Here is a 15,785-nt window from a genome sequence, read left to right as displayed (position 1 = left end):
ATTATGCCTTAATAAACACAATTTTAGTCCATCTTTTATAAGTTTTGTAAGGATGAATTTCTCTATTGTGTCCAATCTCGCATTCGAGTTTTCACTCTGGCAAGCGCTTGACTATGAATTTGACTCACTCTCGACTCACTAACGCTTAATACTTCACCAATTTCTTTAAGATTAAGCTCTTCATCGTAATAAAGCGATAATACTAAGGCTTCTCGTTCAGGTAGCCCTTTGATGCACTCCGCCAAAGATTGTTGAAATCGTTGATTTGCAAAACCTTCGAAAGGACGATTTTGCTCGCGACTTTCTTCGTTAGAAATGACATCCTCGTTTACCCCAAGGTCCTCAATGCCTAAGATTCGCCCGCAATTAACATCCGCTAACATCGTATGGTATTCGCGAAGAGAAACCCCGAGTTTTTCAGCAACTTCAGCGTCTTTAGCGTCACCATTTTTTTCTCTTTCAACAGCAGCTATAGCGTCACTAATCGCGCGACTATTTTTATGTACAGAACGCGGAACCCAATCACCACGGCGTATTTCATCAAGCATCGCGCCGCGAATTCGGATCCCTGCATAGGTTTCAAAGCTAGCACCTTTAGAGCCATCAAAATTACGAGCGGCTTCTATCAGCCCGATCATTCCAGATTGGATTAAATCATCCACAATAACACTGGCCGGTAGCCTAGCCATTAAGTGATGGGCAATCCGTTTAACCAAAATGGCGTGACGCTCCACTAACGCATTAGTGTCGTTAACGCTGGTATTGGCGTAGGCGGCAACTTTATTCACTAAGCTGCTCTCTATTCTTGCGTTGTCCAAATTCGAGAAGATTCTCGATGAAAAATTCTAAATGTCCTCCCGCTTGCTCAGGTATCGGCCAAGTAGCCGCTTTGCTGGCTAAAGAGCGAAATGCCAAAGACGCTGGTGACTTAGGATAGGCTTCAACCACAACACGTTGTTTGCGAACGGCCAATCGGACATTGTTATCATAGGGAATACAAGACACTAACTCGAGAGTGGCATCTAAAAACCGTTCCGTCACCCGAGTCAACTTGGTAAATAACTCCTGACCTTCTCTTAAACTACGAACCATATTGGCAACAACTTTAAATTTATACACCCCATGATTATTAGAGAGTAGTTTAATCAGGGCATAAGCATCGGTAATTGATGTTGGTTCGTCACACACGACGACTAAAATATCTTGCGACGCTTTTGCAAAACTCAACACCATATCAGAGATGCCCGCTGCGGTATCAACCAGCAAAACATCTATCGGTGTTTTCATACTACTAAAAGCACGAATTAAACCTGCATGTTCCGCAGGGCTTAATTCAACCATGGATTGAGTTCCTGAAGTTGCTGGCGCAATCAGAATCCCATTTGGTCCCTCAACTAATACTTCGTCAAGAGTGCACTCTCCCGATAGCACATGCGACAGATTTTTAGTCACGCGCAGCCCAAGTAGCACATCAACATTCGCCAAACCTAAGTCCGCATCAAGGACCATGACTCGCTTGCCTTGACCCGCCATTGCAATTCCCATGTTAAGCGTCACGTTGGTTTTACCAACCCCACCCTTTCCACCAGTCACTGCGATTACTTTCACATTATTTTTTTGTTGCATCATTCGTAAGCCGCTAGCTTGATCAAAATCATTATGTTTAGAATACATCCGAAACCTTCTGTTGTTCGGTTTCACTAAACCAAAAGTGTTGCTGAGAATGCTTATCTATCACCGACAAAGCTTGCTCAACTAATTCGCTAGGCACCGCCACTGCAATATCTTCTGGTACTTGCTGACCATGAGTAACGTAACTGATTGGTATAGCATGACGCAAGGTTACATTTAACACTTCACCTAACGCTAAACTTTCATCTAATTTAGTAAGTATGGTACCAGCCAAAGGAATTCGCTTAAATTGATTTACAGTTTCTTCAATTACCCGTCGCTGAGCATTGGCTGACATCACCAAATAATTACGGATATTAACTTGGCTATTTTTGACTAACTTGTCTAATTGTTCATGTAGACGGATATCTCTTTGGCTCATACCAGCGGTATCGATTAAGACTAACTTTTTATCTTTAAACTGGTATAAAAGCTGGGACAACTCAGCTTCATCATTCGCCACTCGAACTGCACAGCCCATAATTTTACCATAAGTTGCCAGTTGCTCATGAGCACCAATACGATAAGTATCTGTGGTAATCATCGCCACGCTATCAGGACCATGGCGCATAGCAAACTGCGCAGCTAATTTGGCGATAGTGGTTGTTTTACCGACCCCCGTCGGGCCCAATAAGGCAACCGCTCCACCTTTTAACAATATTTCATCTTGGCCGACAGGGAGCTGATTTGCCAGTAATTCCCGTAAATGCTGCCAGCCTTCTTGTACGCCTAGCTCTTCGGGGATATAACCAGCCACCTGATCGGCCATATCCTCATCAAAACCAACCAACTGTAACTGTTTGATTAACATCGCTCGAACAGGCTCTTGCCGCTCAACTTCCTGCCACATTAATCCCGACACTTGATGTTCCAACAACTTTCGCATCGCTGCCATTTCTTTCTTTAATTCACCCACTTCACTGTGATTCGCCTCTGCGCTTGGCGTTGCAATACGGCTTGCGGCAGGTTTGGCTGCTGAACCTTGCTGTATCCACCCTTGCTGCTGAGCCAAGGAGCGAGGAGCCTGAACGGTTCGAGGCCGTTGCGATTTATTTAAGCTGGATTGTTGCAAATTTTCTTGCTGACGCTTTTGATGGCGCTGCATAAAATTAGTCAAATTATCTTTGAGGCTCGCATTTTCGTCAAAATCATGACCAAGCTGTTGGTTTGTTGACGTTTTAGAACTGTGCTTAGGTTTGACGGACGATAAATTGACGCTATCATCGGCTAACTCTCGTGATGAGTTTTCTCCCTTAGCATTAGTCTTGGAAGGCTCCACCGCAGCAACAATCTCTATGCCTCCGGTCACCTTTTTGTTGGACATGATCACGGCATCACTACCAAGAGTCTCTTTCACCTCGGCTAACGCGGTCCGCATGTCTTTTGCAAAAAAGCGTTTCATTTTCACTGGTCACCTTCCTTTTGCTTACCCATTGGACCTATTGCCCAACTGAACTCACAATACGTATTTGTTTATCTTCCGGCACTTCTTGATACGACAGTACACGTAATGCAGGCATTGCTGTTTTAACGAACCTCGACATACTCGAACGCAATATACCGGATGTCAATAATATCGCTGGTTGGCCTGCTAATTCTTGATTTTGGCATGCTTCAGTTAAAGATACTTGCAGTTTTTCGGCCAAACCTGGTTCCATTCCTGCACCATCGTTACCACCTGCCTGCATAGATTGATGCAATATTTGCTCCAAGTCTGGTGACAAAGTAATGACCGGTAACTCTGCTTCACTACCAATTAGCTCTTGAACGATTAAACGTTTTAAAGAAATACGACAAGCTGCGGTCAGAATATCGGCATCCTGGCTCTTCGGTCCGTATTCCACCAAGGTCTGAACGATACTCCGTACATCCCTAATTGGCACCCCTTCACTCAGTAAATTTTGCAGCACTTTAACAACAGTAGATAAGTTCAGGGTATCTGGGATTAAACCTTCAACAAGCTTAGGTAAACTATTCCCTAACATGTCTAACAAATTTTGTACTTCTTCATGTCCCAATAAATTAGCTGCATTATTGGTTAACAATTGACTAAGGTGGGTGGCAACCACTGTCGCCGAATCAACAACCGTATAGCCAAGGGTTTGGGCGTGTTCACGCTGCTCGGTTGCAACCCAAGCCGCCTCTAAACCAAATGCAGGATCGGTGGTTGGCTGGCCTTCAATTTTACCAAATACTTGGCCCGGATTTATCGCCATTTCTCGATCATGGAATACTTCAGATTCACCATAAGTAACCCCCATCAAGGTAATTCGATATTGATTAGGGCCTAAATCCAGATTGTCACGAATATGCACCGCTGGCACCAAAAAACCTAAATCTTGAGATAACTTTTTACGTACACCTTTAATCCGAGCAAGCAATTCTCCGCCTTGAGTCTTATCAACTAGCGGGATTAATCGATAACCAACTTCCAGACCAATCACATCAACTGGTTGTACATCATCCCACCCCAACTCTTTGGGCTCATTACTATTACGAGGATGAGTGCTGGCTGGCTGTAAGGCTGTATCTGCAGCTTTTTTAACATCGGCTTTATGCCGTAACCACGCGGTCACCAAACACACCGCAGCACAACTTAAGAATGCCAAATGCGGCATTCCCGGAACAATCCCCATCACTAATAAAATAGAACCACAGATAATCATAACCCGTGGATCTTTAAACAGCTGCAAGCTAACTTGCTCGCCCATATCGGCTTCGGTATTTTGACGGGTCACGATCAGAGCAGCAGCGATAGATAGTAGTAACGATGGAATTTGCGCGACTAAACCATCACCGATGGTTAACAGAGTGTAAACTTCTGCCGCTTGCGAAAAACTCAGATCGTGTTGGGCCACACCAATAATGAAACCACCTAAAATATTAATAAAAAGAATCAGGATCCCAGCAATCGCATCGCCCTTTACAAATTTACTCGCGCCATCCATCGATCCATAAAAATCGGCTTCGCCAGTCACTTCACTACGACGAACACGTGCCTGCTCTTGGTCGATAATGCCAGCATTAAGATCCGCATCAATCGCCATTTGCTTACCCGGCATCGCATCCAAAGTAAAACGCGCGCTCACCTCGGCAATCCGACCCGCACCTTTGGTCACCACAACAAAGTTAATGATCATCAAGATAAGAAAGACCACCAAGCCGACAGCATAGTTTCCACCAATCACTACCGAACCAAAGGCTTCAATCACATTACCCGCAGCATTTCCGCCATTGTGTCCTTCCAAAAGGACCACTCGAGTAGATGCAACGTTTAGGGCTAAACGCAGTAAAGTGGCAACCAGCAGCACCGTAGGAAATACCGCAAAATCCAAGGGTCGCTTGGTATAGACTGCAACCAAAAGCACCACCAAGGCTAAGGAAATATTAAATGCAAACAAGATATCCAGTAGCCATGCCGCCATTGGCAGAACCACCATGCCAAGGGTAGCCAATACCACCATTGGCGTACCAAAACCTTTGATGAGACTGGCATCTATCTTTTTGAAGTCTTGAAGCTTCAAGCTAGTGAGACGATTAATTATTTCCATAAATGACGAAATACTGACTGTAGAGCAAGAGATAATCTAGAAAAGCAATAACTAAGCCAACAACAAAGGTACACCTAGAGAAATCATAGAATTGAGCTTAGTATCGTAATTCGTCGGGGATAGGTAAATCATCAGCCACAGGTTTAGGTCGTTGTCCTCGACCTTTACGGTACTGCTCCAACTGGAACACAAAGGCTAATACTTGAGCCACTGCGACATATAGCCCATCAGGAATATCCTGACCGAGCTTCGTGGTATGGTATAGAGAACGCGTTAAGGCTGGCGCTTCTAAAATAGGGACTTCGTAATGACGAGCGATCTCTCTGATTTTCATCGCCACCTCATCCACACCCTTAGCCACCACTTTCGGCGCACCACCCGCCTTGCTGTCATACTGAAGCGCCACCGAAAAATGAGTCGGGTTGGTGACAACCACATCCGCTTGCGGCACATCTGCCATCATACGACGAGCAGCCATTTCCATTTGCAAACGACGGATCCGCCCCTTAACTTCAGGGCTTCCTTCCATATTTTTGTGCTCGTCTTTCACTTCCTGCTTAGACATTTTGAGCTGGTTATTGTGATTCCATATCTGGTAAGGGACATCAATGATAACAATAATAATTAAACTACAAACCAGCGCTAACAACATCCATTGCAACATATCTAAAGCATTGACAATAGAGCCCGGAATTGACTGTAGGCTTAAAGACAAGATATCGGCAAATTTCCAGCGTAATACAATCCAAACAACACCAGCTATCACTATCACTTTGGCAACACTTTTAACAAACTCTACCAAAGCTTGTACGCCAACCATTCTTTTAAACCCTTGCAAGGGAGATAACTTATTCGCCTTGGGCATCGCAGCTTCCCAGCTAAACGATATACCACCTAATAAGGTATTTCCGAGCAGGGCTGCCAAAGCAATAAACCCCATGATCCACAACATCGGCTTAAACAACAGCCAAGCAATCGAGCCAATATTTTTAAACAATAGGTGAACATCGAATACTTGCTCACGACTCAGAGTAAAAGCAACTTCAAAGACTTTCACCATTGACTCGGCTAGCATGCCACCAAAAGCCATAATTGCGATTGCAGCCGTAATCAAAACTGCCGCAGTACCCAACTCCTTAGAGCGAGCAATTTGCCCCTTGTTACGAGCTTCATCAAGCTTTTTCGCCGTGGGTTCTTCGGTACGTTCTTGATCATCATCAGCCATCGTATCTTAGCCTTATTGGTCAACAACCAATACGAAGCATGGTACATGCCATGCTTCGGCCTACCTCCCACTGTCGTTGAAAATGAGCCAGGAAGCCACCAATGGTTAACCATAAAATAAATAAACCAAATAGCATGCTTACCGCAAAGCCAATACTAAAAATATTCAACTGCGGCGCAGCCCGAGTCATGATGCCAAAAGAGAAGTTGATCAACAACATTGCCACAACTGAAGAAATCGACAAGGCTAAAGCTGCAAGAAATAGTTGCGAATACCAGCCGGCCAGTTGCTGATAATCGATACTACTTAAACCATGCATACCGATCGGCAGCGTTTCGAAACTCATCGCAATTAAGCTAATTAACTGTAAATGACCGTCAATCGCCAAAAACAATAACGTTGCCAGCAATAGATAAAACTGTCCCACTACCGGAGTGCTCTGACCATTATTGGGGTCAACCATAGAAGCAAAACCCAAACTGGTTTGCATCGCAATAATTTGTCCGCCCACGACAAACGTTTGCATCAGTAATTGAGAAATAAAACCTATCGCGACCCCAATTAATATTTGCTGCAATACCACAATAAAAGATTGTAACGAGAATAACTCTATACCTTGCACATCGGGTAATACTGGTACCAAAGCAAAAGTAATCGCTAAAGCCAACAATATCCGGACTCGAGTTGGGACCGTCTTTCCGCCAAAACTGGCTAGCACCATCAACATCGCCGCAATACGCGTAAAGGCCCATAAATATTGTCCAATCCAAGCCATGATCAACTCGGCAGAAAATTCCATCAGCCAACAACCTGCGGGATCATATCAACCATGGTAAAAAATAATTCCATGAGCTTTTCTGTAAACCAATGACCCGCAAACATCAGCGATGCCAAAGTAACCAGTAAGCGAGGCAGAAAACTTAAGGTTTGTTCATTAATGGAGGTTGCCGCTTGAAAAATAGAGACCACTAAACCAACTAATAAGCTAGGGATAATCGCCGCTGAAACCAAAATAACCACCTGCCCAAGTGCCATCCGGAATACATCAACAAAGACTTCTGGTTGCATTACCTTACTCCTTGCTTATCTATCACACACCAAAGCTATTGGCGAGAGTGCCCATCACTAAGCTCCAACCGTCCACTAATACAAACAACATTAACTTAAAAGGCAAGGATACAATCATCGGCGATAACATCATCATTCCCATCGCCATCAAAATACTAGCGACAACCAAATCAATCACCAAAAAAGGAATAAATAACATAAAGCCAATTTGAAAAGCGGTTTTCAGTTCTGAAGTAATAAAGGCTGGTATAAGCACCGTCATCGGAACTTCTTCAGGAGAGCCGACTTCAATTTTTGAGATCCGGATAAAAGTATCTAAATCAGTCAAACGCGTTTGCGCCAACATAAACTCTTTCAGCGGCTGCTTGGCCTGCTCAAAAGCTTCGGTTGAACTTAGCTGCTCATTGAGATAGGGCTGTACCGCGTTCTCATTCACCTTATCAATCACGGGTGACATAATGAAAAAAGTCAAAAATAGCGCAATGCCAATGATGACTTGGTTCGACGGGCTTTGCTGCAACCCCATGGCTTGACGTAAGATAGACATCACCACGACGATACGGGTGAAAGAGGTCATCATAATCACCAAAGCTGGCAAAAATGACAATGCAGTCATTAAGGCTAAAACTTGTAGTGTGACTGAATACTCTTGCCCGCCATCGGGACTGGTCGTCATAGTAATCGCTGGCAGGATCCCATTCTGGGCGTAACTGGGTAAGCTAAAAACTAAACCAATACCCAAAAGCCATAACAGCCACTTACTTTTCATTTTTAAATAACATTCCTTGCAGCTGTTTTGCGAAGTTTCCGTTGGCAGAATTATTCTTGACCTCTAGAGGTTGTTCTAATTTATCCAACAGGTTAATTGATTGTGCAGTTACCCCTAACAGATATTGTTGCTGGCCAATCTCCACGACCATTACTCGCTCTCGTGTTCCCAGAGCCAAATTTGCGACAACCTTCGCTTGACCGCCAGCAAATTGACTCAAACGGGTTTTCTTTAAAACCCAAGCACAAACAAAAATAGTCACCAAGACCAAAGCAAAAGACATCAGCCAAGAGACCAATTCCACCTGACTGTTAGAGGTACTTGCCGTCGTCTGCTCTGCATATACAGGTAATACCATGCTACAAGCCAATAAATAAGCTAATTTGCGCAATTGCATCACTTGAGCTTTTTAATCCGTTCGGTTTGGCTAATCACATCGGTGAGACGGATACCAAACTTATCATTTACCACCACCACTTCGCCATGTGCGATTAAAGTACCATTCACTAATACATCGAGGGGTTCGCCTGCCACCCTATCCAGCTCAACCACCGAGCCTTGGTTAAGTTGTAACAAATTACGAATACTAATATTACTACGACCAACTTCCATGGAAATCGTGACCGGAATATCCATGATTGAATCGAGTTTACGTTGTTCTTCCTCTGAGATAGGCTTAGATTCATCGACAAACTCTTCTAACGGAGCTGGCTCTGCTTCGGCCATTGCTGCTGCCCACTCATCAGCCATATCATCTTGATCACTCATTGTTTTTCCTCATTTATCTCAATCATCGCTAGTAAGTCGACGGCTGCTACTGACGACCAATTCCAAATCACTCTTCACAGTGTCCGGACGTTTTAATTGAGTTTCAATTTTCAGTGCCATTTTCTCGTTGCTTTGGCCAATTTTGACTCGGTAACTTGGTAAGTCTTCTACAAATAACATTGCGGTTTCGGGCATCACGACCGGAATAACATCCCCCACTTTCAAATGCATCAACTGTCGTAAAGTGACATCGGTCTCTAATAACTTGGTGTGTAAACCAACCGGAACATCCATTATTTCGTCTCTAAGCGCCGAACTCCAGCGTTGATCGGTATCTTGTTTGTCACTTTGCACACCCGCGTCGAGTAGTTCACGAATCGGTTCCAACATCGAGTATGGCATGGCAATATGAAAATCTCCGCCACCGCCATCTAACTCAATATGAAATGAACTGACAACGATCACTTCGGTAGGGCTAACAATATTGGCCATCGCTGGATTCACTTCAGAATCCAGATAATCAAAGCCCACATCCATAACTGGCGCCCAAGCTTCAACATAATCTTCAAAAATTAACTTCAGCAGCATCTGGATGATGCGGCGCTCGGTGGGTGTAAATTCTCGACCTTCAATTTTGGCATGATAACGGCCATCACCGCCAAAAAAGTTTTCCACTAAAATAAACACCAAGCGAGCTTCCATGGTGATCAAGGCCGTCCCCTTCAATGGACGGAAACGAACCATATTCAAACTCGTAGGAACAAACAAGGTATGGACGTATTCACCAAACTTAATCATTTGTACGCCATTAATCGACACCTCTGCGGTGCGGCGCATCATGTTAAATAAACTAATCCGCATATGTCGAGCAAAGCGTTCATTCACCAACTCAAGCGTTGGCATCCGACCACGCACAATCCTATCTTGGGAAGAGAAGTCAAACTCAACCACACTGCCAGACATTTCTGGCTCAATAATGTCCTCTTCTATGTCATCGACACCATGTAACAGCGCATCAATTTCGTCTTGGCTTAATAAATCGCTCACGGTATTCCTTTATTGCATCACAAAACCGGTGAAGAGAATTTTCTCAACCACTACTTTACCAGTAATTTCTTTTAATGCTTTTTGTGTTTCAACGAGCGAATTCTCTCGCAAAGCATCTTTCCCTTGTTGCGTCGACAAATCGTCAACCGACGCGGAACTAAACACATTCAACAAGGTGCCTTCAATCAATGGGATATGTAGCTTCGCTAACTCTTCGTTGACCGTGCCTCTCACTAATAACTGCACCTTGATCTGTACCAAACGGTCCCGACTATCGCCGACAATATTAAATACAAATGGCCGAGGCATACCAACATATAAGGCACTATGGGTAACGCTCGACGTGGCTTCTTCTGAAGGCGTGGCTGCGGCTGGTGCTTCATCCCCACCGCCGCTCATTAACAGAAAGCCAACCACACCTCCGATCACCAATACGGCAACAATGGCAACAATGATGATTAGCTTCTTCTTACTCCCTGAGCCCTCTTCCTCTACTTTTAGTTCTGTTTCTTCAGCCATTTATGCTTCCATGAATTAATAACTAAAACTGATTTGATTATTACATAGTTAGGATGGACGACAACAGCCTTAGCAGCAAATAAACTATGCGTAGAAGTCGATTCCGTCACGACTTGATTGATTTATCTGCGAACTGTCTAGCTCTTGTTCAACACCGCCCTCAATACCGCGACGCAGACTCTCTGTCCCACCACCCGCTAAAGATTGACCTTGGCCTTGATTAGAAGAACTCCCTTGATGCTGCTGATTGACCGAACTTTGACCAAGCTCTATGCCTTGTTGTTGAAGCATTTCACGCAACCGAGGCATGGTTTGCTCTAAGGCTTCTCGTGCTTGCGGGTTTTGCACCTGAATATGTACCGATACTTGTTGCTCATGATTCATTTGCAAGCGCACATGCATACTACCTAGCTCTGCAGGATCTAAACGGATTTCAGCTTTATGCATGCCTTGGCTTAGCATATATTGCACGCGTTGATTTAATTCTGCAGGCGCTTGATATTGACTAGGATTTAAACGTTGATTCATCAGCCCATTTTTGTCATTGAGTTGATTCGCTTGTTGAGCTTGCTTCAGGCTTATCTCGCCATTTTGCTCAGTTCGATTAACGGACTCTGCTCCAGAGACACCATTAAAGTGATGATTCGTCTGCTGTGCTCTAGCCGATTCAGTTAAGCCAAGTTGAGCTGCCGTATGCTGTTGAGCCTGCCCTTGTTGTTGATGATCATCACTATGCTTACCTTCGCTCGTGGCACGCCCATCTGCAAACGCTGAACTTGCGAACTTATCAGCTTGGGCACCTGATTCAGCAGTCCCACTTTGAGTTTTATTCGCTGATTCTGCAACTTGACTAAAGCTCTGAACTTTTGCATCGACAACCCGATGTGGTGTTGGCTGCTGTTGCTCAGGCGTGATTTCTTTCGCTTGGCTAAGATTGGCGTTTAATTTAGTGTCGTTAGTCGTCCCACTCTGCTGCGCCGCAACCACTGTATTACCGCTAGACGTTGAGGTTTGATTCACAGAGCGGCGTTCGCCGCTTGTTGCGACAGCATTCAAATTCGACTCGACTTTTGAGGTCACAGTCGCAGCTTGCTGACCAGGATCGGCTTTCACCGTATCCGAACCTGCCGACTTATCAGCAATGCTGTTGGCTTGGGCTGATTGAGCTGATTGAGACTTGGCTAACTCGGCTTGTTCAAGCTTGCTATTCTGCGCCTTAGTTATATCGGTTTGTTCAAGCCTACCTGTCGCATGAGTTGACTGATTTTTTGCTAACTCAACTTGCTCGAGCTTACTATGACCACTGAGCGGCGTTGATTGGGCATTAACTGATTGTTTATCATCAGTTTTGTTCTCTGGCGGTGTACCACTGCTTGATGCTTCAGCCTTGCTCAAATCACTCGCTACTTTTTGCTGAGGACGTGATGCTTCAGCCTTGCTCAAATCACTCGCTACTTTTTGCTGAGGACGATCGCTGACCTGAGTAGTTACATCCTTAGCCGCGGCATCACCAACGACCGTGCTGACGGCTTGTTTGGGAACACTAGATCCCTCGGTGACATTTTGTTTTTCCAGCTGAGTTGGAGTTCCATTACTGAGTTTCGTGTTTGCAGTTTCAACACTTTCACTGTCAACTTGATCCGATGATTGCGACTTGCTCGAAGCCGTCACTTCTGCCAACGAGCTATCCTTAGTTAGCATCGCGATGAGATCGCTGTCGGGATCGGTCTCATCAGAGTCCGCAGCTGTTTTATCCTCAGTTACTTTTTCGTCGAGGTTCAACAATTCTTCACTGTCAGAGCTAGCCTTTGCATGAGCTTCAGCGGCGCTGTTCGAATCTTCAAGAGAAAGGTCCACGTCATCCGTTTCGATATCGAGCGGCAGATCCCTGCCGCTTGCCTTCACATCGGTATCCTCTTTCTCAGATAAAGTAGTTAAATCCGTAAGTTTAGCTGTCGACTGAGGCTGTTCAGATTCAGCCTCTCCTTCCACAGCACCAGTCTGATTTAAATCAACTACAACTTGTTTTGCGTCAGTCAACTGTTTCAGTAAATCTGAAGGGCTTTGCGACTCAAGCGATGACTGAGAGGCATTCTGCTCGGTTTGCGGTTTAACAAACTGCTCTTTAACTAAAGAACCAAGGGCATTTTCAGCCTTAGGTAAGTTATCCAACTCACTAACCATTTTTGCAAACTCGCCAGCTCCAGCAGAAGGGCTTAGCGAAGCGCTGCTTAAGGCCGAGAATTGATTAGCCCCGGCGGTATCTGTTAACAATAATTCCATATTGTTGCTTACCCTTAAAAATTATCTTTATTTACCATGCGAGCAAAGAAACACAGAGTCTCTATCGAGCAAAGCGGCAAAGCGATGGCACATATAAGTATTAGGCAAAAAATACGCCAATTATGCTTGACCACGTAAATGGGCATATAAAGCATATTCATCAAGCAACTTTTGCTCTTCGCGCATTTGCTGCTGTTGTTTCAATTTCAGCTGTTTATCAATCAGCAACTCCATCGCCTTTCTTTTAGCCTGCAGATCCAACCATTGCTTGCGTTTCAACAGCACATTTTTTTTAATTTGTTCAATGCTCTTACCTTGTTGAACACTCGCCTGTTCCAACTTTTGAATAAACAATTGATATTGATGGAAACTATCGGCGTGCAAACCATCAACTCCCTTCGCTAAAGCTTGCTCAAGATAAGAACGACGGTATTGCTGTAAGTGCGCCAGTTGAGTCTCAAATTCATTGAGTTGTTGTTGAGCTTGAGCCATTTCAGTCGCCGCATCTTGCTCTTGTTCCTGCAAACGCTCAACCATTAAATATAACGCTCGCCTCGCCATGGTACTCTCCTAGTCGGTTCTATTGGTAGCTAGTTGAGCGGACCTTGGGCGTTGATGTTAGCCATTTGCATGGTACGCTGCATCCGCGTCAGACTTTCGTCATAAGCTACAACTTCTTTCATTTCTTGTTGCAAGAACTGGTCCAAATGAGGCTTCATGGCAATGGCTAAATCAATTCGTTTATCGGCGCCTCGCTGATAGGCACCAATTGCGATAAGATCTTGATTTTGTTGGTAAGAAGAATTTAAGGACTTCAATTGGCGGGCCAATAATTGATGGTTATCACTGGTCACGGCTGGCATAACGCGACTAATCGATTTTTCTATATCGACCGCAGGATAGTGGCCAGCATCGGCGAGTTCACGCGACAAAACGATATGGCCATCTAAAATAGCACGGGCGGCATCAGCAATAGGATCTTGTAAGTCGTCCCCTTCGGTGAGTACCGTGAAAAATGCAGTAATCGACCCTTGGCCTTCCCCGCCATTACCTGCCCGCTCCACCAAACGTGGCAACTTGGCAAATACCGAAGGCGGATAGCCCTTGGTCGCTGGCGGCTCGCCAATGGCCAAAGCAATTTCGCGCTGCGCTTGAGCATAACGAGTCAATGAATCCATTAACAGTAAAACATTCAAACCCTGATCTCGAAAATACTCAGCAATAGTTAAGGTTGTATCACAGCCCTTCAATCGCATTAACGGCGAAGCATCGGCAGGGGCGGCGATGACAACCGCGCGTTGACGCCCTTCCTCTCCCAAGATTTCATCGATAAACTCTTTCACTTCTCGACCACGTTCACCAATCAAACCCACCACGACAACATCGGCCGTGGTGCCTCGAGTCATCATGCCCATCAAGACACTTTTACCGACCCCCGATCCGGCAAACAATCCCATTCGTTGACCCTGCCCCACGGTAAGCACCGCGTTTATTGAACGCACACCGACATCAAGTGGTTGCTTAATTGGCTTTCGTGCCATGGGATTTAAACGGACTGAACTTAAATTATCCACCTGCTTGCAATGAATTTCGCCTAAACCGTCGAGGGGTTTACCTACCCCGTCGATCACCCGACCTAATAGCTCCATACCAACCGGAATACCATGGTGTTCATGTAAAGGGATCACCCGAGCCCCTGGTAATACACCAGTTAACTGCTCACTAGGCATAAGAAATAGTTTATCGCCAGAAAAACCAACCACCTCGGCTTCTAAAAATCCATCTAAGGTCTCGACTGCACATAAAGATCCGAGCGGAGCACGGCAGCCAATGGCTTCAAGAGTCAGCCCTACCACACGAGTTAACTTACCCGCCACTGTAGGGTTATTGCGCACGTGGCTTGTTTGATAACGTTTAAGCCGTTGGATCAGAGTCATCATCTTGACCATTTTGACGAATAAATGAGCGTAAGCTCTGCTGAATCACTTCACTCATCTCTACAGTCACCGAAGATAAGTCATTTTCAATCAGGCAATCACCTTGAGTAAGGCTACCATCAGTCAATAGCTGCCAACCTTTCTTCTGTTGGGTTTCGGGAGGAAAGACCTGCTCAACAATAGCTAAATCTAGAGGGTGAAGGTGGATTTGAATACTCTGCTGTTGTAACGGTAAAGCGGCCACTGCTTGTTTCACTGTTTTAACAATAATCTCAGGGTTTGTCTGCAATTCCACTTGAACGATTTCTGCCGCTAACTTCATCGCAAGATCAACTATTTGTTGCTCAACCTCTGCATCTATTTGCGCCTTTGGCTGATGTAACTGCCCCACCAAACCAGCCCAATGGCCACTTAATTCATCGATCTGTTGTTGGCCTTCAGTTAAGCCTTGGCTTAAACCTTGTTGTTGTCCGGCCTCAAGCCCCTTTGCAAGCCCTTCTTCATGGCCACTAAGTAAACCGGCCTCATGGCCCGCCAATTTGCCTTCAGCAAAACCTTCATCGTAAGCCGATTGGCGAAGCGCTTCTAACTCTTCGATGGTCATCGGCTCGAACTGAATTTCAGGCTCTACTTCTGGTTCTGGCTGATCAACCCAAGACGGCTTAACACCATATGCGTTACTCGATTGCCCATGCTGGCGGTGCTCTGCGTCTGAAAAATTGGGCAAAGGCCAGACGATATCGTCAGGCTCAGGGCCGACGGAAGTATCTGCCAGAACATCATCAATCATCGCCTGTGATTCTTGGTCGGCAACTTCAACTGGTGAACCTTGAGTCTCAGCCAATAAAGCCGCAATCTCGTCATCATCCATAGATGATTGGCTGGCGTCTTGTTTTACTTCAGAGTCATGCTCGTCTGTTGATTCACTTTTATCTTGTTCTGTCATC

16 protein-coding genes are annotated in these 15,785 nt (G+C 45.1%); all 16 read right to left on the bottom strand.

What is annotated here, in order from left to right; all coding sequences use genetic code 11:
- Nucleotides 1-62: 62 nt before the first annotated feature.
- The gene (locus tag ACRRSW_RS08660) at nucleotides 63-788 is read right to left on the bottom strand and encodes an RNA polymerase sigma factor FliA (protein WP_432453607.1); all 726 of its coding nucleotides are present in this window, start codon (nucleotides 786-788) and stop codon (nucleotides 63-65) included.
- A complete protein-coding gene (locus ACRRSW_RS08655; protein ID WP_432453608.1) occupies nucleotides 781-1,674 on the bottom strand; it encodes a MinD/ParA family protein in 894 nt (297 codons plus the stop codon). Before ACRRSW_RS08655 ends, ACRRSW_RS08660 begins: the two co-directional genes overlap by 8 nt.
- Entirely contained in the window at nucleotides 1,664-3,079 is a 1,416-nt protein-coding gene (gene flhF, locus ACRRSW_RS08650) for a flagellar biosynthesis protein FlhF (protein WP_432459121.1), read from the bottom strand. Before flhF ends, ACRRSW_RS08655 begins: the two co-directional genes overlap by 11 nt.
- Before the next feature lie 31 nt (nucleotides 3,080-3,110).
- Nucleotides 3,111-5,222, bottom strand: a complete 2,112-nt coding sequence (gene flhA, locus ACRRSW_RS08645; RefSeq protein ID WP_432459120.1) for a flagellar biosynthesis protein FlhA — start codon at nucleotides 5,220-5,222, stop codon at nucleotides 3,111-3,113.
- A gap of 97 nt (nucleotides 5,223-5,319) precedes the next feature.
- Nucleotides 5,320-6,447: a flagellar biosynthesis protein FlhB gene (flhB, locus tag ACRRSW_RS08640; RefSeq protein WP_432453611.1), complete on the bottom strand. Its 1,128-nt coding sequence runs from the start codon at nucleotides 6,445-6,447 to the stop codon at nucleotides 5,320-5,322.
- A 19-nt stretch (nucleotides 6,448-6,466) separates the two neighbouring features.
- Nucleotides 6,467-7,246 carry a flagellar biosynthetic protein FliR gene (gene fliR, locus ACRRSW_RS08635; RefSeq protein ID WP_432453612.1) on the bottom strand — a complete coding sequence of 260 codons (780 nt, stop codon included), beginning with the start codon at nucleotides 7,244-7,246 and terminating at the stop codon, nucleotides 6,467-6,469.
- Nucleotides 7,246-7,515 (bottom strand): flagellar biosynthesis protein FliQ, encoded by a 270-nt coding sequence (gene fliQ, locus ACRRSW_RS08630; RefSeq protein ID WP_432453613.1) that lies wholly within the window; start codon nucleotides 7,513-7,515, stop codon nucleotides 7,246-7,248. Before fliQ ends, fliR begins: the two co-directional genes overlap by 1 nt.
- Nucleotides 7,516-7,537: 22 nt before the next feature.
- Nucleotides 7,538-8,284, bottom strand: a complete 747-nt coding sequence (gene fliP / locus ACRRSW_RS08625) for a flagellar type III secretion system pore protein FliP (protein WP_432453614.1) — start codon at nucleotides 8,282-8,284, stop codon at nucleotides 7,538-7,540.
- Complete coding sequence (gene fliO, locus ACRRSW_RS08620; protein WP_432453615.1) at nucleotides 8,274-8,681, bottom strand: flagellar biosynthetic protein FliO; 408 nt, start codon at nucleotides 8,679-8,681, stop codon at nucleotides 8,274-8,276. Before fliO ends, fliP begins: the two co-directional genes overlap by 11 nt.
- Entirely contained in the window at nucleotides 8,681-9,052 is a 372-nt protein-coding gene (gene fliN, locus ACRRSW_RS08615; protein WP_432453616.1) for a flagellar motor switch protein FliN, read from the bottom strand. The genes fliO and fliN overlap by 1 nt, the downstream gene beginning before the upstream one ends.
- An 18-nt stretch (nucleotides 9,053-9,070) precedes the next feature.
- Nucleotides 9,071-10,099: a flagellar motor switch protein FliM gene (gene fliM / locus ACRRSW_RS08610; RefSeq protein ID WP_432453617.1), complete on the bottom strand. Its 1,029-nt coding sequence runs from the start codon at nucleotides 10,097-10,099 to the stop codon at nucleotides 9,071-9,073.
- A 9-nt stretch (nucleotides 10,100-10,108) separates the two neighbouring features.
- Nucleotides 10,109-10,618: a flagellar basal body-associated protein FliL gene (gene fliL / locus ACRRSW_RS08605; RefSeq protein ID WP_432453618.1), complete on the bottom strand. Its 510-nt coding sequence runs from the start codon at nucleotides 10,616-10,618 to the stop codon at nucleotides 10,109-10,111.
- An 84-nt stretch (nucleotides 10,619-10,702) separates the two neighbouring features.
- Nucleotides 10,703-12,901: a flagellar hook-length control protein FliK gene (locus tag ACRRSW_RS08600; protein WP_432459118.1), complete on the bottom strand. Its 2,199-nt coding sequence runs from the start codon at nucleotides 12,899-12,901 to the stop codon at nucleotides 10,703-10,705.
- Between the two features lie 120 nt (nucleotides 12,902-13,021).
- Nucleotides 13,022-13,462 carry a flagellar export protein FliJ gene (fliJ, locus tag ACRRSW_RS08595; protein WP_432459117.1) on the bottom strand — a complete coding sequence of 147 codons (441 nt, stop codon included), beginning with the start codon at nucleotides 13,460-13,462 and terminating at the stop codon, nucleotides 13,022-13,024.
- Between the two features lie 29 nt (nucleotides 13,463-13,491).
- Nucleotides 13,492-14,841, bottom strand: a complete 1,350-nt coding sequence (gene fliI, locus ACRRSW_RS08590; RefSeq protein WP_432459115.1) for a flagellar protein export ATPase FliI — start codon at nucleotides 14,839-14,841, stop codon at nucleotides 13,492-13,494.
- Nucleotides 14,816-15,784 carry a flagellar assembly protein FliH gene (locus ACRRSW_RS08585; RefSeq protein ID WP_432459113.1) on the bottom strand — a complete coding sequence of 323 codons (969 nt, stop codon included), beginning with the start codon at nucleotides 15,782-15,784 and terminating at the stop codon, nucleotides 14,816-14,818. Before ACRRSW_RS08585 ends, fliI begins: the two co-directional genes overlap by 26 nt.
- Nucleotide 15,785 lies beyond the last annotated feature (1 nt).

The organism is Agarivorans sp. QJM3NY_25 (assembly GCF_050870875.2).
GTDB lineage: Bacteria > Pseudomonadota > Gammaproteobacteria > Enterobacterales > Celerinatantimonadaceae > Agarivorans.
The sequence above is the reverse complement of the archived record's forward strand: the minus strand, read 5'-3'. Positions and strand labels throughout refer to the sequence as shown.

Coding starts and splice junctions, on each gene's coding strand:
- ACRRSW_RS08585 (WP_432459113.1), bottom strand. CDS start 15,784: ATGACAGAACAAGATAAAAGTGAATCAACAGACGAGCATGACTCTGAA.
- fliR (WP_432453612.1), bottom strand. CDS start 7,246: ATGGAATTTTCTGCCGAGTTGATCATGGCTTGGATTGGACAATATTTA.
- ACRRSW_RS08600 (WP_432459118.1), bottom strand. CDS start 12,901: ATGGAATTATTGTTAACAGATACCGCCGGGGCTAATCAATTCTCGGCC.
- fliO (WP_432453615.1), bottom strand. CDS start 8,681: ATGCAATTGCGCAAATTAGCTTATTTATTGGCTTGTAGCATGGTATTA.
- flhB (WP_432453611.1), bottom strand. CDS start 6,447: ATGGCTGATGATGATCAAGAACGTACCGAAGAACCCACGGCGAAAAAG.
- fliL (WP_432453618.1), bottom strand. CDS start 10,618: ATGGCTGAAGAAACAGAACTAAAAGTAGAGGAAGAGGGCTCAGGGAGT.
- fliI (WP_432459115.1), bottom strand. CDS start 14,841: ATGATGACTCTGATCCAACGGCTTAAACGTTATCAAACAAGCCACGTG.
- fliP (WP_432453614.1), bottom strand. CDS start 8,284: ATGAAAAGTAAGTGGCTGTTATGGCTTTTGGGTATTGGTTTAGTTTTT.
- flhA (WP_432459120.1), bottom strand. CDS start 5,222: ATGGAAATAATTAATCGTCTCACTAGCTTGAAGCTTCAAGACTTCAAA.
- fliN (WP_432453616.1), bottom strand. CDS start 9,052: ATGAGTGATCAAGATGATATGGCTGATGAGTGGGCAGCAGCAATGGCC.
- ACRRSW_RS08655 (WP_432453608.1), bottom strand. CDS start 1,674: ATGTATTCTAAACATAATGATTTTGATCAAGCTAGCGGCTTACGAATG.
- fliQ (WP_432453613.1), bottom strand. CDS start 7,515: ATGCAACCAGAAGTCTTTGTTGATGTATTCCGGATGGCACTTGGGCAG.
- fliJ (WP_432459117.1), bottom strand. CDS start 13,462: ATGGCGAGGCGAGCGTTATATTTAATGGTTGAGCGTTTGCAGGAACAA.